This window comes from Kitasatospora sp. NPDC058032 (assembly GCF_042885845.1).
Taxonomy (GTDB): Bacteria; Actinomycetota; Actinomycetes; order Streptomycetales; family Streptomycetaceae; genus Kitasatospora.
Genome location: NZ_JBHVRK010000001.1, coordinates 253,950 through 275,330, shown reverse-complemented (window position 1 = coordinate 275,330; position 21,381 = coordinate 253,950). Strand labels below are relative to the sequence as shown.

At 75.2% G+C, this 21,381-nt stretch carries 17 protein-coding genes; 10 read left to right on the top strand and 7 right to left on the bottom strand.

Annotated features, from left to right (window positions below):
• The first annotated feature begins 154 nt into the window (after positions 1–154).
• Complete coding sequence (locus ACFVUH_RS01210; protein ID WP_387910340.1) at positions 155–928, top strand: SDR family NAD(P)-dependent oxidoreductase; 774 nt, start codon at positions 155–157, stop codon at positions 926–928.
• Positions 929–1,198: 270 nt separating this feature from the next.
• A complete protein-coding gene (locus ACFVUH_RS01205) occupies positions 1,199–3,013 on the top strand; it encodes an ABC transporter ATP-binding protein (protein WP_387910338.1) in 1,815 nt (604 codons plus the stop codon).
• A 138-nt stretch (positions 3,014–3,151) separates the two neighbouring features.
• On the opposite strand, the gene ACFVUH_RS01200 is transcribed toward ACFVUH_RS01205, so the two are convergent.
• A complete protein-coding gene (locus ACFVUH_RS01200; RefSeq protein WP_355365753.1) occupies positions 3,152–3,820 on the bottom strand; it encodes a lysophospholipid acyltransferase family protein in 669 nt (222 codons plus the stop codon).
• A 215-nt stretch (positions 3,821–4,035) separates the two neighbouring features.
• On the opposite strand from ACFVUH_RS01200, the gene ACFVUH_RS01195 reads away from it, so the two are divergent.
• Positions 4,036–4,248, top strand: a complete 213-nt coding sequence (locus ACFVUH_RS01195) for an EF-hand domain-containing protein (protein WP_355365756.1) — start codon at positions 4,036–4,038, stop codon at positions 4,246–4,248.
• A gap of 138 nt (positions 4,249–4,386) precedes the next feature.
• On the opposite strand, the gene ACFVUH_RS01190 is transcribed toward ACFVUH_RS01195, so the two are convergent.
• The gene (locus ACFVUH_RS01190; RefSeq protein ID WP_387910336.1) at positions 4,387–6,597 is read right to left on the bottom strand and encodes a CDP-glycerol glycerophosphotransferase family protein; all 2,211 of its coding nucleotides are present in this window, start codon (positions 6,595–6,597) and stop codon (positions 4,387–4,389) included.
• 665 nt (positions 6,598–7,262) lie between these two features.
• Here ACFVUH_RS01190 and ACFVUH_RS01185 point away from each other — a divergent pair.
• The gene (locus tag ACFVUH_RS01185) at positions 7,263–7,538 is read left to right on the top strand and encodes a hypothetical protein (protein WP_350542760.1); all 276 of its coding nucleotides are present in this window, start codon (positions 7,263–7,265) and stop codon (positions 7,536–7,538) included.
• 221 nt (positions 7,539–7,759) lie between these two features.
• Entirely contained in the window at positions 7,760–8,209 is a 450-nt protein-coding gene (locus ACFVUH_RS01180) for a YjbQ family protein (protein WP_355365762.1), read from the top strand.
• Between the two features lie 52 nt (positions 8,210–8,261).
• Here the strand turns inward: ACFVUH_RS01180 and ACFVUH_RS01175 are convergent, their stop codons facing one another.
• Positions 8,262–9,026, bottom strand: coding sequence for a DUF1990 family protein (locus ACFVUH_RS01175; RefSeq protein ID WP_387910334.1), 765 nt, complete (start codon positions 9,024–9,026; stop codon positions 8,262–8,264).
• A 67-nt stretch (positions 9,027–9,093) separates the two neighbouring features.
• Between ACFVUH_RS01175 and ACFVUH_RS01170 the strand changes: the two genes are divergently transcribed.
• Entirely contained in the window at positions 9,094–9,357 is a 264-nt protein-coding gene (locus ACFVUH_RS01170) for a hypothetical protein (protein WP_387910332.1), read from the top strand.
• 71 nt (positions 9,358–9,428) lie between these two features.
• Here ACFVUH_RS01170 and ACFVUH_RS01165 read toward each other — a convergent pair whose 3' ends face one another.
• Positions 9,429–12,596, bottom strand: coding sequence for an AAA family ATPase (locus ACFVUH_RS01165; protein ID WP_387910330.1), 3,168 nt, complete (start codon positions 12,594–12,596; stop codon positions 9,429–9,431).
• The gene (locus ACFVUH_RS01160) at positions 12,593–13,762 is read right to left on the bottom strand and encodes an exonuclease SbcCD subunit D (protein ID WP_387910328.1); all 1,170 of its coding nucleotides are present in this window, start codon (positions 13,760–13,762) and stop codon (positions 12,593–12,595) included. The genes ACFVUH_RS01165 and ACFVUH_RS01160 overlap by 4 nt, the downstream gene beginning before the upstream one ends.
• A gap of 409 nt (positions 13,763–14,171) precedes the next feature.
• Here ACFVUH_RS01160 and ACFVUH_RS01155 point away from each other — a divergent pair, with 409 nt between their 5' ends.
• From ACFVUH_RS01155 to ACFVUH_RS01140, 4 genes are all read left to right on the top strand, one after another.
• Positions 14,172–15,020 (top strand): hypothetical protein, encoded by an 849-nt coding sequence (locus ACFVUH_RS01155; protein WP_387910326.1) that lies wholly within the window; start codon positions 14,172–14,174, stop codon positions 15,018–15,020.
• A 217-nt stretch (positions 15,021–15,237) separates the two neighbouring features.
• Positions 15,238–16,146, top strand: a complete 909-nt coding sequence (locus ACFVUH_RS01150; RefSeq protein ID WP_387910325.1) for a hypothetical protein — start codon at positions 15,238–15,240, stop codon at positions 16,144–16,146.
• 38 nt (positions 16,147–16,184) lie between these two features.
• A complete protein-coding gene (locus tag ACFVUH_RS01145; RefSeq protein ID WP_387910324.1) occupies positions 16,185–16,526 on the top strand; it encodes a glyoxalase in 342 nt (113 codons plus the stop codon).
• A gap of 205 nt (positions 16,527–16,731) precedes the next feature.
• Positions 16,732–17,532: an SGNH/GDSL hydrolase family protein gene (locus ACFVUH_RS01140; protein WP_387910322.1), complete on the top strand. Its 801-nt coding sequence runs from the start codon at positions 16,732–16,734 to the stop codon at positions 17,530–17,532.
• 333 nt (positions 17,533–17,865) lie between these two features.
• Here the strand turns inward: ACFVUH_RS01140 and ACFVUH_RS01135 are convergent, their stop codons facing one another.
• A complete protein-coding gene (locus ACFVUH_RS01135; protein ID WP_387910320.1) occupies positions 17,866–19,026 on the bottom strand; it encodes a polysaccharide deacetylase family protein in 1,161 nt (386 codons plus the stop codon).
• A gap of 227 nt (positions 19,027–19,253) precedes the next feature.
• On the bottom strand, positions 19,254–21,098 hold the full coding sequence (locus tag ACFVUH_RS01130) for an AMP-dependent synthetase/ligase (protein ID WP_387910319.1): 1,845 nt from the start codon (positions 21,096–21,098) through the stop codon (positions 19,254–19,256).
• Positions 21,099–21,381 lie beyond the last annotated feature (283 nt).

Genomic DNA, 21,381 nt, shown 5'->3' with positions numbered 1-21,381 from the left:
GGTCCGGCGGTGCCCCCTCGACCGACGATACGAGCACGAACCGAACGGCGCCACCCCTGTACGCTCCGTCACCGCCGTCACGAAGCGCCACTACCCCGGGGTGCAGCCGCGCCACGGGGTGTCGCGGGTACTCGGGAGTAGGTACGGTCGCTGCATGACCACTGCCTTGATCACCGGCGCGACCGCCGGCATCGGAGCCGCGTTCGCCCGCCGGCTCGCGCGGAGCGGCTACCGGCTCGTCCTGGTGGCCCGGGACACCGAGCGGCTGGAACGTTCCGCCGAGGAGCTGCGGGGGAGGTTCGGCGTGGCGGTGGAGGTGCTCGGCGCCGACCTCGCCACCGACGAGGGCATCGCGGACGTCGAGGCCCGGCTGTCGGAGGCCGACCGGCCGGTGGACCTGCTGGTGAACAACGCCGGCTTCGGCAACCGGGGCGCGTTCTCCACCGTGCCGCTGCAGGACGAGCTGGACATGCTGAAGGTGCACATCGAGGCGGTGCTGCGGCTGACCACGGCCGCCCTGCCGGGGATGCGCGAGCGCGGGCGCGGCGCGATCGTCAACGTGGCCTCGGTGGCGGCGTTCCTGCCGCGCGGCACCTACGGCGCGAGCAAGGCCTGGGTGGTGAGCTTCACCCAGGGCGTGATGCGCGACCTCGGAGGCACCGGGGTGCGGATGATGGCGCTCTGCCCGGGCTTCACCCGTACCGAGTTCCACCAGCGGGCCGGCATGGGGACGGACAACATCCCGGCCTGGGGCTGGCTGTCGGCCGAGCGCGTGGTGGACGAGGCGATGCGCGACCTGGCCCGGGGCCGTTCGGTCTCGGTGCCGAGCAAGCGCTACAAGCTGGCGGTGGCGATCGCCCGGGCGCTGCCGTCCGGGAAGCTCGGCGGCGTCTCCTCCAAGGCGGCGCGCACCTATCGCACCAACTGACCCGCCCGGGGCACGCACCCGCCGTACCGGCCACGGCGCGGCGGGTGCGCGGCGGGTGCGCGGTCTTGTGCGGGCGGCGGCGTTGCGCGGCTGGCGTTGCGTGGGGCGGGCGGGCGTCCGGACCAGGCAACGCAGAGGGCATCTCACTATTAGCTTTGCTAACTATGAGCCTTTCTCGTTATGCTGGCGGCCGCCCGACCGCCCACCCCGCCGTCGGCGCGCGCCCCCGGGCGCCGCGCCCGTTCGGCCGTCCGAGGGAGGCTGCCGCCCGTGCGCCCCGAAGGCATCCAGTGGACCCCGCCCGACCGCGCCGAGGACGACCCGCGCCCGCCGACCCAGTGGCGCCGCATCCTCGCGCTCTTCCGCCCCTACGCCGGCCGCCTGGCCGTCGTCGGCCTGCTGGTCGCCGCCTCCGCCGTGGTCTCGGTGACCACGCCCTTCCTGCTGCGCGCCGTCCTGGACACCGCCATCCCGCAGGGCCGCACCGGGCTGCTGACCGCCCTGGTGCTGGGCATGGTCGCCGCCGCCGTGGTCAACAGCATCTTCAGCGTGCTGCAGACGCTGATCTCCACCACCGTCGGCCAGCGGGTCATGCACGACCTGCGCACCGCCGTCTACGGCCACCTCCAGCGGATGTCGCTGGCGTTCTTCACCCGCACCCGCACCGGCGAGGTGCAGTCCCGGATCGCCAACGACATCGGCGGCATGCAGTCCACGGTGACCTCCACCGCCACCTCCCTGGTCTCCAACTTCACCGCCGTGATCGCCTCGGTGGTCGCCATGGTGGCGCTGGACTGGCGGCTGACGGTGGTCTCGCTGCTGCTCCTGCCGCTGTTCGTCTGGATCAGCCGCCGGGTCGGCAACGAACGCAAGAAGATCACCGGTGAGCGGCAGAAGCAGCTCGCCGCGATGAGCTCGGCGGTCCAGGAGTCGCTCTCGGTCAGCGGCATCCTGCTCGGCCGCACCATGGGCCGCTCCGACTCGCTGTCGCGCGAGTTCACCGGCCAGTCCGACCGGCTGGCCGAGCTGGAGGTGCGCGCCTCGATGGCCGGCCGCTGGCGGATGAACACCATCCAGATCGTGATGGCCGCGATGCCCGCGGTGATCTACTGGGCGGCCGGCATGACGGCGGCCGGCGGCGCCCCGATCGTCTCGGTCGGCACCCTGGTCGCCTTCGTCTCGCTCCAGCAGGGCCTGTTCCGCCCGACCGTCAGCCTGCTCGCCACCGGCGTCCAGGTGCAGACCTCGCTCGCGCTCTTCCAGCGGATCTTCGAGTACCTCGACCTGACCGTGGAGATCGACGAGCCCGAGCACCCCGTCACCCTGGACACCGTCCGCGGCGAGGTCCGCTTCGAGGGCGTCGACTTCCGCTACGACCCGGAGCAGGAGCGGCCCACCCTGGCCGGGGTGGACCTGCGGATCCCGGCCGGCGGCTCGCTCGCGGTGGTCGGCGGGACCGGCTCGGGGAAGACCACGCTCAGCTACCTGGTGCCCCGGCTCTACGACGTCACCGGCGGCCGGGTCACCCTCGACGGCGTCGACGTCCGCGCGCTGTCCTTCGACACGCTCGCCCGTGCGGTGGGCGTGGTCTCCCAGGAGACCTACCTCTTCCACGCCTCCGTCGCCGACAACCTGCGCTTCGCCAAGCCGGACGCCACCGACGCCGAACTCGTCGCCGCCGCCCGGGCCGCGCGGATCCACGAGACCGTCGCCGCCCTGCCGGACGGCTACGACACCCTGGTCGGCGAGCGCGGCTACCGCTTCTCGGGAGGGGAGAAGCAGCGCCTCGCGCTCGCCCGCACCATCCTGCGCAACCCGCCGGTGCTGATCCTCGACGAGGCCACCAGCGCGCTGGACAACAGCACCGAACGCGCCGTCCAGGAGGCCATCGACACCCTCGCGGTCGGACGCACCACCATCACCATCGCGCACCGGCTCTCCACCGTGCGCGCGGCCGACCAGATCGCCGTCCTGGACCACGGCGAGGTCGCCGAACTCGGCACCCACGAGGAGCTGCTGGCGGCGGATGGCCGCTACGCCGCGCTGCTGCGCCGGGAGTCCCCGGCCGTGGCCGTCGCGCCCTGACCCGGGCGGACGGACGCTGCGCCGCTCCCGCCGCCCGGTTGCCGCCGCCGGATGGCCGCCGTGCGATCGGCGCCGACCGCTTGGCGCCGACCGCTTGGCGTCGCTCGGGTGCCGCCGCTCGGGTGCCGCCGCTCGGGGTCAGGCGGCCTTGGGGACCTCGTTGTACGTCTCCACGACCTCCTGGCCGGAGAGCCGCTGGATCGCCGCCATCACCTCGTCGGTGACCTGGCGGCGGGCCTTGAGCGAACGGGCCTGGCCGTGCAGCTCGTCGAAGCGCAGCGGCTCGCCGAAACGGACCGTCACCTTCTTGAGCCGCGGCAGCCGCTTGCCGACCGGCAGGATCCCCTCCGGCCCCTCCAGCGCCACCGGCACCACCGGGACGCCGGCGGTCAGCGCCAGCCAGGCCACGCCGGTCTTGCCGCGGTAGAGCCGGCCGTCCAGCGAGCGGGTGCCCTCCGGGTAGATGCCGAAGGCCTTGCCGTCCTCCAGGATCTCCAGCGCCCGCTCCAGCGAGGCCTGCGCCGAGCGGTAGGTGCCGCGCTCGACCGGCACCGCGCCGATGCCCTGGAAGAAGCCGCGGGACAGCGCGCCCTTGAGCCCGGTGCCGGTGAAGTACTCGGCCTTGGCCAGGAAGTGCACCCGGCGCGGTGCGGTGAGCGGGATCACCACACTGTCGATGAACGACAGGTGATTGCTGGCCAGGATGACGCCGCCCTTGCGCGGCACGTTCTCGATGCCCTCGATGGTGGGCCGCCAGATCCCCCGGGCGAGCGGTTTCAGTACCAGCCTGGTGACGAGATCGAGCATGGTCCCTCCCTGGACGAGCATGCCCGAGAGGTGCCCGGGCCTGGGGTTGCAACGAGCGGCGTGCGCCGGCCCGGCCGGGCCGGGATCAGAACCGCAGACTACGACACCCACCCCGGCGGCCGTCCACTCCCGGCGGCCGTGGCGCTCACCACGGCCGGGTAGGGTACGGCCGTCGGAAATACACATCAACAGCTGATCACCCCAGGGAGGGACCGATGGCAGACGTCGACGACATCCGCGCGGCGTTCGACAAGTACGACGTGAACGGCGACGGCCGGATCACCGCCACCGAGTACGCGCTGGTCGCGCGCGAGCTCGGCGACCTGACCACCTCGATCGCCGTGGCCGAGGCCGTCATCAACACGATGGACACCAACCACGACGGCGAGCTGACCTTCGACGAGTTCCTGGCCGCGCGCCAGGGCTGACGCGGCCCCGGACGGGGCCGGAGGGTTCCGGACGGTGCCGAGGAGGTTCCGAAACGGGTCCGGACGAGTCCGAAACGGATCCGGACGGTTGCGAACGGGGCCCCGGGGAACGCCCCGGGGCCCCGTCGCCGCGTGCGCTCAGCCGGTGGTCGGGAACACCCGGCGGACCACCCGCTCCGCCGCCCCGCCGTCGTCCCACGGGCAGAACCGCTTGCGGAACTCCGCCCGCGCCGCCGGCTCCGGGTCCCCGGCCAGCAGCGCCGCCACCAGCCCCTGCGGATCCGTCGTCAGCGCGCCCGGCGGCTGCTCGAACAGGTCGAAGTAGACGCCCCGGTCCCGCTTGTACTCCTCCCAGTCCGGCGCGAAGATCACGATCGGCTGGTCCAGCACGGCGTAGTCGAACATCATCGACGAGTAGTCGGTGACCAGCACGTCCGCGGCCAGGTAGAGGTCCTCCACGGTCGGGTGCGCCGACACGTCCAGGATCCGCGCCGCGCCCTCCTGCTCCGTCAGGTCGCCCGTGCCGCCGGTGTGGAAGTAGTGGGTGCGCACCAGCAGCGTGAACTCCGGTCCCAGCTGCCGGGCCAGCTCCCGCACGTCCAGCAGCGGCACGTACCCGCCGCGCGCCTCCCGGTGGGTGGGCGCGTACAGCACGGCGGTGCTCCCGGGCGCCAGCCCGAACCGCTCGCGCATCGCCGCGGTCGCCTCCGGCGTCGCGATGGCCAGCCGGTCGTTGCGCGGGTAGCCGGTGTCCAGCATCTCGTAGCGGCCGGGGAAGGCGCGGGCGAAGTGCTCGCTGGTGTGCGGGTTGGAGGAGACCAGGAAGTCCCAGCGGTCGACGGCCTCCTGGAGCCGGTCGAAGTCCATGCCGTCGGCGGCCACTGGGTGGTCCCTCAGGTCCATGCCCATCGCCTTGAGCGGTGTGCCGTGCTGGGTCTGGACGTGCACCGTGCCGGGGCGCTTCGCCATCGTGCGCGGGAAGTTGACGTTGTTCACGAAGTACTTGGCCGTGGCCATCGTCTTCAGGTAGGCCGGGGTGTTGACGATGACGTACGGCACGCCGTCCGGCAGCGTCGCCGCCTGGGCGCGGTTCTCCACCACCCAGACCCCGCGGATCTCCGGTGCCAGCTCCTTCGCCTTCTCGTAGATCGCGGCCGGGCTGCACGCGTAACCCCGGTGCCAGTACGCGGCGTACACCGCGAGACGGGGGTTGAGCGGCATCCGGCGGAAGGCGTTGTACGCGGTGAACCGGGCGCTGCCGCGCACCCCCTTCTTCAGGGCCGGCGCCACCGCCCGGGCCCCGCGCTTGAGTTCGCGCGGCAGCCGTCCGGTACGGCGCAGTTCCGCGTACGCGCGCCGGGCACCGCGAGCCGCGAGCCGGTACTGCACCCCCCGCACGCCCCCGGGGAAGCGGTAGCCCGCCGGACGGTGCCGGGCGAAGTGCTCGGCGATCCGGCGGAAGAACTCGGGCCGCAGCCCGACCGGTACCAGCCCCGGGGTGTCGTAGACGGTGAGCGCCTGCTGCACGGTCCGCTCGAAGACCAGGGTGCGCAGCGCCTCCGGGACGGGCCGGCCGGGGCGGTCGGGCCGGTCCAGGAACGCGAAGATCGCGTCGTACTGGGCGAAGGCGTCGGCGTGCTTGGCGGAGGCGGTGCTGGTGATCGCCCCGGCCCGGCCGCGCCGGTAGAAGTAGCAGGGGCGGTCGAGGTGGCGCAGCCGCTCGGCGGCGAGCAGTGCGGGGTAGGTGACGGAGATGTCCTCGTAGTAGCCGCGGCCGAAGGAGACGCTGAGGCCGAGCAGGAACTCCCGGCGGAACACCTTGTTCCAGACCGACATCACGGTCCTGAACAGCGCGGGGTGCTCGGCCAGCGTGCACCCCGCGACCAGCGGGGAGCCGGTCAGCACGTGCTGCCAGGGGTTGGGCTCGGTGCCGCCGTCGGGGTAGACGTGGGTGAAGTCGGTCAGCAGCACGTCGACGGGCGCCTCGCCGCGCTCGGCGCGCCCGGTCTCCGCGGTGAGCTCGTCGAGCAGGGCGGTCACCGTCCCCTCGGGCACCCAGTCGTCGCTGTCGACGAACCAGACGTAGGTGCCCCGGGTCTCGGGGAGGGCGGCGGTCCGGGCGCCGCCGAGGCCCTGGTTCTCGGCGAGGTGGAGGACGCGCAGGCGCGGATCGCGGGCCGCGTACTCGTCCAGGATCGCGCCGCAGCGGTCGGGGGAGCGGTCGTCGACCGCGATCACCTCGAAGCGGGACTCGGTGGAGGGGGTGTCCGCCAGGAGGGAGTCGAGGCAGCGCGGCAGGAAGCGCTCCACCCCGTGGACCGGGAGCACGATGCTGAGGAGGACTGGCACGCTGGCCGAGTCTACCGAGGCGGCACAAGGGCGGAACGCGCAGGTCCGCGACACAGGGACCGCCGGTGCCGGGCCCCGTACGGGGTGGCACCGGCAGCCTGGTGGCGGCCCGGCCGACCCTCTACGGCCGGCCGCCGGTCCGGGCACCGCCCGAGCCTGGCCGCCGCAGCGTCGAGGCGGCCTGGCAGTAGGCACGGGGGAGCCGGAATCTTCATCAGTCGAACACGGTGGCGGGCGCGGCTCGCGCCCGCGCGACAGGTTCGGCCGTCATTTGGAGCCGATATAGATATTGCTTGGAGACGCCGCTCGCGTCAATCCCTCGCCTGTGTTCACTTCCTAAACGGATAGTCCTACTGTGTGGGGGTGGGGCCGCCGTGCCGGACGGTATTCGGGTGGGTGCGGAGAGTGGGGGCGGGTGGTGGAGTGCGCCCGGCGTGCACCCTCGCCGGCGGGCGCCGGGTGCGTGCTCCGGCGAACCCGCTGACGAACCGCCGGTCGTGCACCATCATTGATGCCTAGTCGTGACCGCCCGGGCCGCCCCTGGTGCGGTGTCAGTTGACGCCGCACGGTACGGTGGCAGAACACCGGGACGGTTGCGCGAAGACCGTCTGTCGCGGATAGTCTTCGCCTCACGGCCCTGGCGCCTCGTAGGGGTGGGAAATCAGATGGAACACATGCAAGTGCGGACTCGGCCCCGCGTGCCGGCGATCCAGTGCGGCGTCGGTACCACCGGCCGCCGGATCGACCGGCACCTGGCTGTGCTCGGCGCGCCCGCACTCCCGGCGGTGGACACCGCCGAGGCGCTCGGGTTGATAAGGGAGCTGACGCCGCGCGGTGTCGGCGCCCCGACCGCGCCGCCGCGCCGCCACGCCCGGGTCAGGCTGCTGGCGCCACTGCGCCGGCTGCGCCGCGGTCTCTTCGGCGGGCGCGGGCGCGGCTGACAGGTCGGCCGGCCCCGGGGTGCACCGCCGCCCCTCCCGTGCGCATCCGCACCGGCCCGACGGATTCCCATGACCGTCGGGCCTTCGGCATGCCCGGAACCGGGCCCTCCCGTGGCGCCCGAATTGGTCTGAACCTCTCAGCGTACGCCGACTTGCCCCACCGGCACGGGAAGTCGGCGAGGCTGGTCGGACCGCCCCCGGACGTGGGTGAGGATGGCGCCATGGCGGACCACAAGCACACCACCCCCCACTCCCCGTCCTTCCGGACCGAGACCTTCGAGATCACCACCGGCAGCCGCGAGGTCGCACTCGACATCACCGACCGCTGCGCCCGGTTCCTCGACGGGCACGCCCCCGGCCGGGACGGCCTGCTCAACGTCTTCGTCCCGCACGCGACGGCCGGGATCGCCGTTCTGGAGACCGGCTCCGGCAGCGACGCCGACCTGCTCGCGAGCCTGCGCGACCTGCTGCCCGCCGACGACCGCTGGCAGCACCGGCACGGCAGCGCGGGCCATGGCCGCGACCACGTCGTCCCCGGCCTGGTCGCCCCGCACGCCACCCTGCCGGTGATCGGCGGGCGGCTCGCGCTGGGCGTCTGGCAGTCGGTCGTCCTCGTCGACACCAACGGCGACAACCCACGGCGGACGGTCCGGCTCTCCTTCCTCGGCTGACCGGCGCCCGGGGGCGGTCCGGGCCGGGCAGGCGGGAGCGTGAAGACAGCCCCTACCGGCCTCGGGCCGGTCCGCCCCCGGGGGCCCCTTCGGCGCCGGCGGCTCCTGTCGCGGGGGCCTCGCCGCTCGCGGCTCCGGTGGCTGCCGCCCCGGCGACCGCTGTCCCGGCGACGGCCGGCTCGCTGACGGTCGCCTCGGTGGCTGCCGCCTCGGCGACGGCCGAGAGGTACCGCTCGATCGCCAGGTACTGGCAGAGCGCGGCGACCGGGCGGCCGAGCCGGGCGTACCAGGAGGCGAGCCGGGCGAAGGCGCTCACCTCGAACCACACCTCGCCCGCCGCGTCCATGGACACCGTGAACGCCTCCTCGCCGCGCTCCGGGTGCCCCGGCAGCGTTCCGTAGGCGAAGCCGATCCGGTCCGGCTCGTCCACCGTCCACACCACCCGGCACGGGATCACCAGCCGCGGCCACCGGGTACCGGGCAGCGTGAGGCGCAGCAGCACGGTCGCCCCCGTCTCGACGGGCGCGTGCGGGTACACGGCGAAGCCCGTTCCCAGCTGGCAGCCCCAGCCGAGTACGAACCGCCCGGCCCGGTCCAGGACGTCGGGGCCGTGCCCGAGGTGCACCCGCCGCCGCAGGTGGGCGTAGCCCTCCGGCAGCCGGGCGTCCCGGGTGGCGCCCACCTCGCGGTAGCTGGGCGCGGACGCCCGGGCGGCCAGCAGCCGCCGCTCCAGGGCGGACGACGGCCGGACGGTGCGCTGCGTGCAGGTGTCGGTGCGGGCGTCGGTGCGGGCGTCGGTGCCGGGCGAGTCGGGCATGCGGCCACCGTATCCGCCGTCCGGAGCAACCTTGCGCGGGGCCCGGCCGAGGAGTAGAGAAGGCCCCATGAGCGAAACAGCCGTGAACGGCAGGGTCCCCACCGGCAGGCCGGACGGCGACGGCACCGCGGCGGCCGGCCAGGTCTGCGCCCTCGCCCCGGCCGACGGCGACGCCGCCGCGGCCCTGCTGCCCGACCCGGACCTCACCGGCCCGCGCGCGGACTGCGTGCTGTGCGGCGAGCCGACCGAGCTGCCCGCCGACCACCCGGGCAGCACCCTCTGCCCCGTCTGCACCTGGCAGCAGGCCCAGCGGATCGCCTGCTCCGGCTGAAGCGGTCCGGGTCGCACGGGCCCGTCCGGCCGGGACCGGTCACGGCCGTGACCGGCGTCGGGCATCGGGCGTCAGGCGTCCTCCCGCCCTGCCAGGGCCAGGGTGGAGCCGTGCCGGCCCTTGCGGACCAGCAGCTGGGCCGGGATCCGGCTGCGCAGATCGGCGACGTGGCTGACGATGCCGACCGCCCGGTCCCGCTCGCGCAGACCGTCGAGGACGTCCATCACCTCCTCCAGGGTGTGCTCGTCCAGGCTGCCGAAGCCCTCGTCGATGAACAGGGTGTCCAGCGGCATGCCCCCGGCCTCGTCGGTGACCACGTCGGCCAGGCCGAGTGCCAGGGCCAGCGAGGCGAAGAAGCTCTCGCCGCCGGAGAGCGTGGCGGTGTCGCGCTCGGTGCCGGTCCAGGCGTCCACCACCCGTAGGGCGAGCCCCGAGCGCTTGTTGCCCGCGCCCCGGTCGTCGCTGTGGACGAGGGTGTAGCGGCCGCCGGACATCCGGACCAGCCGGTCGCTGGCCGCCGCCGCCACCTGCTCCAGCCGCGCCGCCAGGACGTACGACTCCAGACGCATCCGGAGCCGGTTGTCGGCCGAGGTGCCGGCCGCCAGCGCGGCCAGCCGGCTGATCCGCGCGTACCCGTCCAGCTCCGGGGCGAGCGCGCGGGCCAGCTCGGCCAGCTGTCGCCCGATCGCCGCGAGCGCCTCGCACCGCGCCCGGGCCGCGTCCCGCGCGGCGTGCGCGGCCCGCAGCCGGTCGGTGGCGGCCCCGAGCGCGGCACGGGTGCCCGGCAGGTCGGCGGGGGGCAGGGCCGCCGCCGCGGCCGACTCCGGCTCGGCGAGCCGCCGCTCGGCCGCCGCCAGCTCCGCCCGGTGCCGGTCCAGCCGCTGCTCCAGCCGCTCGCGCTCCGGCCGGGGCAGGAGGACGGCGGCGGCGTCCTGCGCGCTCGCGAACCCGGCCGCCACCGCGGCGTCGGCCAGTTCGTCGTCGGCCCGCTTGAGCTGGTCCGCCGCCTCGGTGGTGGCCCGCGCCGCGCCCGCCAGCTCCGCCACGGCCGAGGCGAGCCGGTCCAGGGCGGTCGCGCGCGCCGCCACCGACGGCGCGTCACCCCGGGCCGCCGCCACCCGGGCGCCCAGCTTCTCCTGCTCGGCGTGCAGGGTCCGCGCCTGGGCGGCCAGCTCGGCGCTCCGCTCACGGGCCTCGGCCAGCGCCGTACGGCGGACGGCCTGCTCGGCGGTGAGCCGCTCGATCGCCCGGCCCGTCGGGCCGAGCCCCTCCGCGGACCGGAGCGCCTCGCGGTGCTCGCGCTCCAGTCCGGTGAGCGCTCCGGCGAGGGCGTCGGCGGGTTCCTCACCCGCCGCGCCGGCCGCCGCCGCCCGGCGCACCTGGAGGCCGGACAGCTTCCGCTCCGCCGCGTCGGCGGCCTGCTCGGCGGCCGTCTGGGCCTGCCGGGCGCGCTCCTCGTCCTCGGCCCGGACCGGTTGGCCGACCGCGCGGGCGGGGTCGGGGTGCTCCGGTGAGCCGCAGACCCGGCACGGCCGGCCGGTGCTCAGCTGCGCGGCCAGCTCGGCGGCCATCCCGGCCAGCCGGCGCTCGCGCAGGTCCAGGCCGTACTGCCGGGCGTCCAGTGCCTCGGCGCGCAGCGCGAGGACGCGTGGCCGGGCGTGGTCGATCTCCAGGTCCAGCGCGTCCCGGTCGCGGGCGGCGGACAGCCGGGCGGCCAGCTCGGCGCGCCGGGCGTCCAGCCGCTCGACACGACCGGCGGCGTCCCGCGCGGCGGACTCCTCCGCCTGGAGCGCGGCCAGCCGGGCCTCGAACTCGGCCAGCCAGTCGCCCGCCTCCTCGGCGAGGTCCTCGGCGCTCCGCAGGTCGGCGGCCAGGGCCGCCCGTGCGCCGGCCAGCTCGGCGCACTGCCGCTCGTCCTCACGGGCCGCCTCCAGCCGGACGACCTCCGCCCGCAGCCGCTGTTCGGCCGCGGCCAGCTCCGCGGCCTCGGCGTGCGCCAGCGCCGGCCCGCCGCCCGCCGCGCGCCCGTCCGCCGCGCCCCCGTCCGTCGTGCGCGTGCCCGTCGCGCCCGCGACGTCCTCGCGTGCCAGGACATCGCGTCCCGCCGGGCCGTCGGCGACCTCGGCCAGTGCCGCGCGGTGCCGGTGCTCCGTGTCCCGGGCCCGCCGGTACGCCTGCGCCGCGCGCTCGCGCAGGTGCAGCACCGACTCGACGCCGACCGCCGCCTGCGCCGCCACCAGCCGCTGCCGGTCCGCCGCCCGGGCCGGCTCGTCCTCGGCCAGCCGGGCCGCCTCCCGCACCGCCTGCCGGTGCCGCTCCTGCCGGTCGGCCAACTGCTCGGCGGCCTCCCGCGCCCGCTGCGCCGCCCGGTGCGACTCCTCCGCGCCCGCCAGCGCCGCCCCGGCGACCGTCAACCGCTCGGCCGCGCTGACCCGCAGCACGGCCGCCCAGCCCAGCACGCCGGCGGTGAGGTCGGCGCACCCCGGAGCACCCGCGGGACCGGATTCCTCCTCGACGGGCACCGGGCCGGCGGCCGGCTCGGCGCCCGGACCGGCCGCCTGCTCCGCCTTGCTCGCCAAGTCCCGCAGTCGGCGGCGCCCCGCCTGGACGGCGGCCTCGTGGGCCCGGCGCTGCTCGGCCAGCCAGGCCTCGACGGACTGGAACCGCTCGGTGTCGAACAGCCGGCGCAGCAGCTTGCCGCGCTCCTCCGAGTCCGCCCGCAGGAACCGCGCGAAGTCGCCCTGCGGCAGCAGCACCACCTGGCAGAACTGGTCCCGGCTCATCCCGATCAGCCGGTGGATCTCCTCCCCGGCCTCCTGGTGCGACTTGCTGACCGCCCGCCAGCCCGGTGCGCCGTCGCCGGTCCCCGCGCCGTCGGCCGACCACTCGCGCAGCAGCGTCTGCGCTCGCTCGGTCGTCGTACCGCGGCCCACCTTCTTCGGCCGCGGCTGCTCCGGGACGCGGGTGACCTCGAGCCGCCGCCCGCCCAGCGTCAGCTCCAGCCGGACGGTGGTCAGCCGGCTAGCCTCGGCGTGGTCGCTGCGCAGCCGGTTGGCCCGGCGGGTGCCGGGCACCTCGCCGTAGAGGGCGTAGCAGACCGCGTCCAGCACGCTGCTCTTGCCCGCGCCGGTGGCGCCGCGCAGCAGGAACAGTCCGCCGGCGGCCAGCGCGTCGAAGTCGACCGTCTCGGAGGCCGCGAACGGGCCGAACGCGGTCATGGTCAGCCGGTGGAGTCTCATCGGGGCAGCTCCGCCTTCCGGTCGGTGGTCTCCCGGACGCGCTCGAAGCCCTCGCGCAGCCAGTCCAGCTCGGCGGCGTCCGGCTCGGCGCCGGGGCGGACGTGCCGCAGGAATCCCTCGGCGATCTCCAGGTCCGTCCGGCCGCCGACCCGCGCGGCGTAGGAGACGGAGGCGGCGGCGGTCGTCTCCTCGGGATCGAAGAGCAGCTGGAGGGTGTGCGGGAAGCGCCGGCGCAGCCGCTCCATCGGCTCGCCCGGGCGGCTCGGATCGGTGAGGGTGGCCTGCACCCACGACTGCTCGTCGGCGGTGTACCGCTCGTCGGTGAGCAGGTCCTCCAGCCGGCCGCGCAGCCGGGCCAGCGGGCGCGGCACCGGGCACGGGACCCGCTCGGCGGCGACCGCGCCGTCGGCGGCGAGGTCGACCAGCCACATGCTCTTGCGGTGCTCGTGCTCGGAGAAGGAGTAGGCGAGCGGGGAGCCGCTGTAGCGCAGGTGCGGGGCGAGGGTCTGGCTGCCGTGCAGATGGCCGAGCGCGGCGTAGTGCACGCCGTCGAAGACGGCGGCGGGGACGGCCGCGACCCCGCCGACCGCGATGTCGCGCTCGCTGTCGCTCGGCTCGCCGCCGGTGACGAAGGCGTGGGCCAGCACCACCGCGCGGGTGCCGGCCGGCCGGGCCGCGAGGTCGGTCCGGACCTGGTCCATCGCCGCGCCGAGCACCGCGGCGTGGCCACCGCGCGCCAGCCCGAACCGCTCCCGGACCAGCGTCGGCTCCAGGTAGGGCAGTCCGTAGACGGCGACCGGACCGTGCTCGTCGGCGAGCAGCACGGGTTCGGCGCACCCGCCCGGGTCGGTCCGCAGGTGGACGCCGGCCCGGCCGATGAGTCCCGCGCCCACCCCGAGGCGGCGGGCGGAGTCGTGGTTGCCGCTGATGAAGACCGTCGGCACGCCGAGGCCGGCCAGCCGGTGCAGCACGTCGTCGAAGAGCGCCACCGCCTCCAGGCCGGGCAGCGCGCGGTCGTACACGTCACCGGCGACCAGCACGGCGTCCACGCCTCGGTCCCGGACCACCGCCACCAGGTGGTCCAGGAACGCGCGCTGGGCGTCGTGCAGGCTCTCCCGGTGGAACGATCGCCCGAGGTGCCAGTCGGAGGTATGCAGCAGTCGCATGGTCCCCGACCATAACGGGCGGCACCGACAACCCGGCGTGGACCGGAGCTCCCCGCCCGCCCCGCCGGTCCTCGGGGTCCCTCCCGGCGGTCGCGCTGGGTGGATTGTCAGTGACCGTGTGTATGTTCGCGGTTGCCGGGAGCCGAGGGGCTCGTGGGGCCGGTGCGACGGGTGTGACAGGTGCGGCAGGTCCGGACAGCGGGAGGAAGGGAGCGTGGTCGTGCGGGACGGGATGCGTGGTGGGAGCGGGTACGGGGGTCGGCGGCGACCGGGGCCGGGCGGACCGGGTGCGCCGGGGGCGCGGGGCCGGGGTGGACGGCCCCCGGGCGGCGGGCCGGGCGGGCCGGGCGGGCCCGGGGCGCGCGGGTGGCGGTGGGGGCGGCCGCGTGGGGCGCCGCCGCCGCAGCCGGTGGCGCTCGCGGTGGTGGTGCGCGCCGCCGACTTCGCCGAGCTCGCGGGGTACGGGCTGTTCGGCGGGCTGTCGTACCGGGCCTACCTGCGGCGGTTGGCGCTCCAGCTCCGGGTGCTGGGCGGGCACGGTTTCGAGGTCCACCTGAGGGTGCTGGACCCGGCGGACTACGAGGAGTACTGCGAGGCGTTCGGCTTCGACCCCGGGGACGCGGCGGCCGGGGTCGCGTACGCGGCCGACCCCGAGCTGGCCGGGGAGCCGTTCGTCTACACCGGGCAGCGGTCGGCGGTGCTGCTGCCGCGGTTGGCCGACGACCACCGGGCCAGGGTGCGGATCTCGATCGCGACGGTGGCGCTGCTGGCGGCGGTCGGCGAGGGGCCGCCGGGGGAGCGGCGGCTGGTGGCGGTGATGCGGCACGCGATCGAGGTCCGGTCGGCGGTGGCGGCGGGCGCCGGTGACGGGTTCCACCTGCTGACCCTGCGCTGTCACGGCCCCGAGGACGGCGAGGCGCTGACCACCGCGCTCGACCTCCTGGTGGAGCGGGGGCGGTCCGCGGTGGGTGACCGGGACGGGGAGGCGTTCTGCGTGACGCTGGCGGCGGGGCTGGCCGCCGGCGGCGCCGGGGCGATGGTGCTGCACGGGGATCCGGCGGCGCCCGGTGGTCACACGGTGCGGGGCTGGGCGCTGCGCGGCGGGCTGCTGCGGCCGATGACCGCCCGGGAGGTGCTGGACGAGCTGGCCGACGACGTCGGCCGCGGCCTGCCGTTCCCGCCGGCCGCCGTCCCGCTGCCGGGCTTCCCCCTCCCGGTGCCGCCCGCGCCGCAGGAGGGTGGTGAGCCCCTGGACTGACCGCGGCTGACCAGGGTGTTCGGCTCCCGGTGTCCACCAAGCGGCGCTGGGGACTGTTCATCGACCGCCTGTTCGGGGAAGATTTCGGGGAAGATCAACAGCGGGAACGGCCGGTGCCCCACGCCGCCGTGCCCGCCCGATCGGCCCCGAACCGCGCACCGCGAACCGTCCCCGCGCACCGTCGGTCCGGCGAGCCCGACACCGAAAGGGGGGACGCATGAGCCGGATCGAGTACAGCGCGGAGATCGCCGAACTGCTCGGCCGGGTACGGCGGCGTCCCACCGCGGGGTGGCCGTGGCGGCCGGGCGAGCGGGTGCCTCCCGGGCTTCCGGTCAAGCAGTCGTGGGGGTGGCTGTTCGCCCCCGACGGCCGGGTGCTGACACTGGTCAACCCCAGGGACGGCATCGTCTCGCTGCCCGGCGGTTCGCTGGAGCCGGAGGACGCCGGCGATCCCGGCTCGGCGCTGGCCCGGGAGGCGGGCGAGGAGGCGCAGGCGCTGATCGGCACGGCGTACTACCTCGGGTACCTCTACGACCGCGTCGGGTCGGCCAACGGCGGGCACGAGTGCGCGCGGGTCCGGATGGCCGCCGCGCTGCGGGCGGTCGGTCCGAGCGTGCCGGACCCGGCGTCCGGGCGGCACTACCGGCGGCTGCTGGTGGCGCCGGGCCTCGCTGTCGAGCTGCTCGGCTGGGGCACGCCCGGTCTGCGCCAGGCCCGGGCGGCGGTGACGGCCGCCGCCCGGTGGCTCGGCGTGCCCGCGGTGGCCAACGAGACGATCGAGGAGCTGCCCCTCGACGGCTGCGAGGTCTTCCCCGGTGTCGGACCGGGCGACGGCCCCGGTGCCGGTGCCGGACCCGGCGCCGGCCGGGGTACCGTCCCCGCTGAGGTCCAGGGCGCCGCCGTCCAGGGCGCCGTCCAGGATGTGGTCCGGGGAACGGTCCAGGGCGCCCCCGCCGACCCGGGCCGCCCGTCGGCCCTTCCGCCGCACCTTCCGCCGAACGGCTCGTCAGCCCGTCCGTCGAAACGCCCGTCGAACCACCCGCTGGGCCTTCCGCCGGACCACCCGCTGGACCTTCCGCCGGACCACCCGTCGGACCGTCCGTCGAACCGGGCCGGTGGCAGCTGAGCGCCGGCCGGCCGCGCCCCCGGGGCCTGTTCCACCACGTGGAGCTGTGGACGGACGACCTGGCGGTCGCGGCGGAGCAGTGGGGCCCGGTGCTGCTCGCGCTCGGGTGCGAGCCGTTCCAGCACTGGCCGAGCGGTCGCAGCTGGCGCCTCGGGGACGCCTACCTGGTGATCGAGCAGTCGCCGGCGCTGCTGCCGGGCGGTCACCAGCGGCTGCGTGCCGGCCTCAACCACCTCGCCGTGCACGGCGGCCGGGCGGCGGTGGCCGTCGCCCTCGCCGCCGGCTGGACGGTCCGGGTGGACACCGGCGAGGCGGTCCATCTGATCGACCGCCAGGGCTTCGAGCTGGAGATCGTCGTCCACGACGGCGAGTCCGAGTAGCCGCCGCCTGACCACCGCCCCTCCGCGGCCGGATGACGCGCCGTCCGGTCACCACCGGCGCACGCCCGGTCGCCCGTAGTGAGAAACGGGCGCGTTCACCCCGCCGTTGTCAGACTGTTCGTCAATTGACTTGGCATGACAACTTCACATGAAAGCTACCGCCTGGTATCAAATTCCGTGACACACGTCACTACCAGGAGACCTCATGTCGCGCCCTGCCCGAGTCATGTCCGTCGCCGTCACGGCGGCCCTCCTCACCCTCACCACGCTGGCGACGGCCGGCACGGCCCACGCCGCCGGCGTCAACTACGTCGCCCTGGGCGACTCCTACTCCGCCGGTGTCGGTGCCGGCGGCTACACCAGCGAGAGCGGGAGCTGCAAGCGCAGCACCAACGCGTACGCCTACCTGTGGAAGAACGCCCACACGCCGACGTCCTTCAAGTTCGTCGCCTGCTCCGGAGCCAGAACCGGCGACGTGCTCAACAGTCAGATCTCCGCCCTGAGCTCGACCACCACGCTGGTCAGCATCACCATCGGCGGCAACGACGCGGGCTTCGCGGACACGATGCAGACGTGCGTCCTGGACTCCGAGAGCGCCTGCCTCAACGCCGTCGCCACCGCGAAGAACTACGCCACCAGCACCCTGCCCGGCCAGCTCGACAAGGTCTACTCGACGATCCGGGCCAAGGCGCCGAACGCCCGCGTCGTCGTGCTCGGCTACCCGCACATGTACAAGGTCGGCGGCAGCTGCATCCTCGGCATCGGAGACACCAAGCGGGCCGCCATCAACGGCGCCGCCGACACGCTCGACGACGTCCTCGCCAAGCGGGCGGCCAACGCGGGCTTCGCCTTCGGCGACGTCCGCACGATCTTCCGCGAGCACGAGATCTGCGGCTCCAGCACCACCTGGCTGAACAGCACCACCCTGCCGGTCGACGAGAGCTACCACCCCAAGGCCGCCGGCCAGTCGGGCGGTTACCTCCCGGTCTTCTCCGCCCAGGTCTGAGCGGAGACGCACAGGGTCTGAACAGGCCCGGGCCCGCCGGTCCCTCACAGGGGGAGGGACCGGCGGGCCCGTCCGTTCGGCGGCGGCGACCCGCAGCACCCCGTCCGCGGCGGTACCGCCGTCAGGGCGGCGACGGCGACTGTCCGGCACCCGGCAGCGGGTTCGTACCCCCGGTCTCCCCAGGGGGACGAGTCTGGCGTCGGAGGGCCTCGTCCCGGCCACGGGCAGGGCGCGGAACGGGCGCACCGCCGGCCCGTACGGGGACCGGCGGTGCGGCGATCGGTGTGTGGTGCGTGACGGCGGGCGCGGGCCCGGGTACGGGCGGCTACCCCGTCAGCGCAGGTAGGAGGTCAGGCCGGCGGGCTTGAGGCCGGCCGTCCCGGCGGCGGCCAGGGCGCGCTGGAGGTCACCGGCGAGGGTGTCGCTCCAGTGCATCAGCACGACGTCCCCGGGCGACAGGGTCCCCTCGTGCCAGATGTTGGAGGCGCCCCAGCTGAAGTCCGCGTCGGCGGTGAGCACGGTGCGCATCCCGCAGTTGGCGGCGGCCTGCAGGGTGTCGGCGTTCCAGCTGAAGAACGGCGGGCGGAAGACGGTCGGCGCGGTGCCGAAGAGACGGGTCAGCGAGTCCCGTGCGTCGCAGATCTCCACCTGCTGCTCGGCGGGCGACAGCTTGGTGAGGTCCGGGTGGGAGACGCTGTGGTCCTGGACGGAGGAGCCGGGCACGGCGGTGACTCGCTGGAAGTAGCCGGGGTCGGCGGCGGCGGCCATCGGCAGCGGGAAGGCGGTGATCGGCAGCTGGTGGTCGGTGATGAACCGCTCCGCCTCCGGGGAGGTCTGCCAGCCGTCGTCGATGGTGAAGAAGACCACCTTGTCGCTGGTCGGCACCGACGGGGCGGCCGTGGCCGGGGCGGGCGCGGGGCCGTCCACCCGGACGTCGTCGACCGCGAACGGGCCCTGCTGGTACCAGCCGTGGACGGCGAGGCGGACGGTGGTGGCGGTGGGCCCGGCGGTGAAGCGGGTGGTGAGCTTCTGCCAGCCGCCGTGGGTGTCCTCGGTCCAGGCGGGCGCGGTCGGACGGTCGGTGCCGTCGGTGGCGCCGAGGAAGACGAACTTCCCGCGGACCCAGGCGGAGGCGGTGTAGGTGGCGCCGGGCTGGACCGAGACGGTCTGCGCGCACTCGCCGGTGGACTCGTCACCGGCGGGGGTGACGGCCAGCGCGGAGCCGCCCGAGTGCGGGGCGGCGGTGGTGACGGAGGCCTCGGCGGGCCCGCCGGAACAGCGCCAGCCGGGCACGCTGCCCCAGTCGGCGAGCGAGGAGGCGGGGATCTCGAACCCGGGGTTGGTGGCCAGATTGACGGTGGGCGCGGCGGCGTCGGACGCGGCGGCGGTCCCGGGCGCGGCGGCCGCGGCGGGCCCGGCGAGGCCGGCCGTCAGCAGCGCCGCGCAGGCGCCCAGGGCCGACAGGCGTGCGGACATGCGCGAGGAGATGGACACGTGGGGACTCCTGCGTGGGGACGCGCCCGTTGGGGCGGGCGCGCGGAGACGTGGATGTGGGGATGTGGGGATGTCTGGATGTGGGGTGCTCCCGGAGGGGGCGGGAGCGGTCGGCGCGCCGCACTCGGACCGGGAGGAAAACAATGGACTGGACCACTCCGATCGTCAAGGACCGGAGGCGGCCCGGCCGGTCACCGCTGCTGCGGCAAAAGGGACAAGACGATCCGTCAGGGGGCGTAGAGCTCTTCGATGTCCGCCGCGTAGTAGTCCGTGATCGCCGTCCGCCGCAGCTTCAGCGAGGGCGTCAGGAGCCCCTGCTCGAAGGCGAACTCCCGGGGCAGCAACCGGAACGCGCGGATCGACTCGGCGCGCGAGACCGCGGTGTTGGCCGCCGCGACGGCGCGCTGGATCTCGGTGTGCAGCTCCTCGTCGGAGAGCACCGCCCACGGGTCCGCCTGCCCGCGCCCGCGCCGTTTCAGCCAGTGCGCCAGCGCCCCCGGGTCGAGGGTGATCAGCGCGGCCACGTACGGGCGGTCGTCGCCCACCACCAGGCACTGCGAGACCAGCGGGTGCGTCTCGACCCGGAGCTCCAGGGCGGCGGGGGCGAGGTTCTTGCCGCTGCTGGTGACGATGACGTCCTTCTTGCGGCCGGTGATGGTGAGGTAGCCGTCCTCGTCCAGGCTGCCGAGGTCGCCGGTGCCGAACCAGCCGTCGAACAGCGACTCGGCGGTGCAGCGCGGATGGTTGAGGTAGCCGCCGAACACGCCGGGGCCGCGCACCCACACCTCGCCGTCGTCGGCGATGGCCACGGTGGCGCCGGGCACCGGCTGCCCGACCGTGCCGATCTTCGCGCGCCCGGGCGGGTTGCCGGTGATCGCCGCCGAGGTCTCGGTGAGCCCGTAGCCCTCGTACAGCTGGATGCCGGTCCCGGCGAAGAAGAGGCCGAGTTCGCGCTCCAGCGTCGAGCCGCCGCACATCAGCGTCCGCAGCCGGCCGCCGAACACGGCCCGCAGCCGCTGGTAGACCGTCCGCTCGTAGGCCAGGTGGCGCAGCCGCAGCGCGGGGCCAGGACCGGGGCCGCGCCCGAGGCCGCGCTTCTCCCGGCAGGCCGCCCAGTCGACCGCCACTTGCCGGGCCTGGTCGAACAGTTCGCCGCGCCCGGCCTCCTCGGCGGCCCGCCGGGCCTGCTGGAACACCTTGTCGAGCACGTACGGGACGACGAGCAGGAAGGTGGGCCGCAGCGCGGTGAGCACGGGCAGCAGGGCGTCGGTGGACATCTCGGAGACGTGGCCGAGCCGGAAGCCGCCGCGCACCGCCGCGATCTGCACCATCCGCCCGTAGACGTGCGACAGCGGCAGGAACAGCACGGTGGAGGGCTGGTGGCCGCCGGTGTCGCGCAGGGCCTCGTCCCAGCAGGCGAGCAGTGCGTCGGCCGCGTCGGCCAGGGCGCCGTGGGTGATCAGGCAGCCCTTGGGGCGGCCGGTGGCGCCGGAGGTGTAGACGACGGTGGCGACGGTGTCGGCGCCGACGCCGAGCCGTTGGCGGTGCACCAGCGAGTCGGGGACCCCGCGCCCGTCCTCGACGATCGCGGCGACGCAGCCCCGGTCCAGCTGCCAGATGCCGGTCAGGTCGGGTAACGCGTCGCAGACCGCGCCGACGGTCATCGCGTGGTCCTCGTCCTCGACCAGGCAGGCCACCGCCTGGGTCTCGGCGAGGATCCAGCGGACCTGCTCGGCCGCGGCGGTGGGGTAGACGGGGACGGAGACCGCGCCGATCGACCAGAGCGCGTAGTCGAACAGCGTCCACTCGTAGCGGGTGCGGGACATCAGGGCGACCCGGTCGCCGTGGCGCACGCCCCGGGTGAGCAGGCCCTTGGCGAGGGCGAGCACCTCGTCGCGGAAGCCGGCCGCGGTGACGTCCTGCCAGCCGCCGTCGGGGGCGCGCCGGGTGCCCTCGCCGCGGCGGGCCAACTGGACCAGTCCGGGGGAGCGCTCGGCGGTGTCGTAGAGCGAGTCGGCCAGCCCGCCGGCGGCCGGACCGCCGGCCGGGGCGGGGGTGGTGAACTCGCGCACGATCCCCCCGATCCGTCCTGCAGGTGGAGCGAAACTATCGGATAGCGTGCCGACTGCCCAGGGGTTGTGACCGGGACGCGACGAGATCGGCACCGGCTCGTGCGGAAAGTGCCGTGCGCGTCGGAGCCGCTGCTCGCGGTGGCGCTCGCGGCGGTGACCGGGTCATGACGGAGCGTGCGACGGAGACCCGGCGGCGGGGTGAAAGCGGTGATCTCGGTGCCGATCCGGACACGATCCGGGCCGGGGCGAAGAGAGGCCGGGTTCGACCCTCGAACGAGTGGTC

What these genes read in the sequence shown, in the direction of transcription:
- ACFVUH_RS01165 (WP_387910330.1), bottom strand. Translation starts at nt 12,596, where the DNA reads ATGAGACTCCACCGGCTGACCATGACCGCGTTCGGCCCGTTCGCGGCC.
- ACFVUH_RS01195 (WP_355365756.1), top strand. Translation starts at nt 4,036, where the DNA reads ATGGCAGACGTCGACGACATCCGCGCGGCGTTCGACAAGTACGACGTG.
- ACFVUH_RS01150 (WP_387910325.1), top strand. Translation starts at nt 15,238, where the DNA reads ATGAGCCGGATCGAGTACAGCGCGGAGATCGCCGAACTGCTCGGCCGG.
- ACFVUH_RS01180 (WP_355365762.1), top strand. Translation starts at nt 7,760, where the DNA reads ATGGCGGACCACAAGCACACCACCCCCCACTCCCCGTCCTTCCGGACC.
- ACFVUH_RS01175 (WP_387910334.1), bottom strand. Translation starts at nt 9,026, where the DNA reads ATGCCCGACTCGCCCGGCACCGACGCCCGCACCGACGCCCGCACCGAC.
- ACFVUH_RS01210 (WP_387910340.1), top strand. Translation starts at nt 155, where the DNA reads ATGACCACTGCCTTGATCACCGGCGCGACCGCCGGCATCGGAGCCGCG.
- ACFVUH_RS01185 (WP_350542760.1), top strand. Translation starts at nt 7,263, where the DNA reads ATGGAACACATGCAAGTGCGGACTCGGCCCCGCGTGCCGGCGATCCAG.
- ACFVUH_RS01160 (WP_387910328.1), bottom strand. Translation starts at nt 13,762, where the DNA reads ATGCGACTGCTGCATACCTCCGACTGGCACCTCGGGCGATCGTTCCAC.
- ACFVUH_RS01170 (WP_387910332.1), top strand. Translation starts at nt 9,094, where the DNA reads ATGAGCGAAACAGCCGTGAACGGCAGGGTCCCCACCGGCAGGCCGGAC.
- ACFVUH_RS01200 (WP_355365753.1), bottom strand. Translation starts at nt 3,820, where the DNA reads ATGCTCGATCTCGTCACCAGGCTGGTACTGAAACCGCTCGCCCGGGGG.
- ACFVUH_RS01140 (WP_387910322.1), top strand. Translation starts at nt 16,732, where the DNA reads ATGTCGCGCCCTGCCCGAGTCATGTCCGTCGCCGTCACGGCGGCCCTC.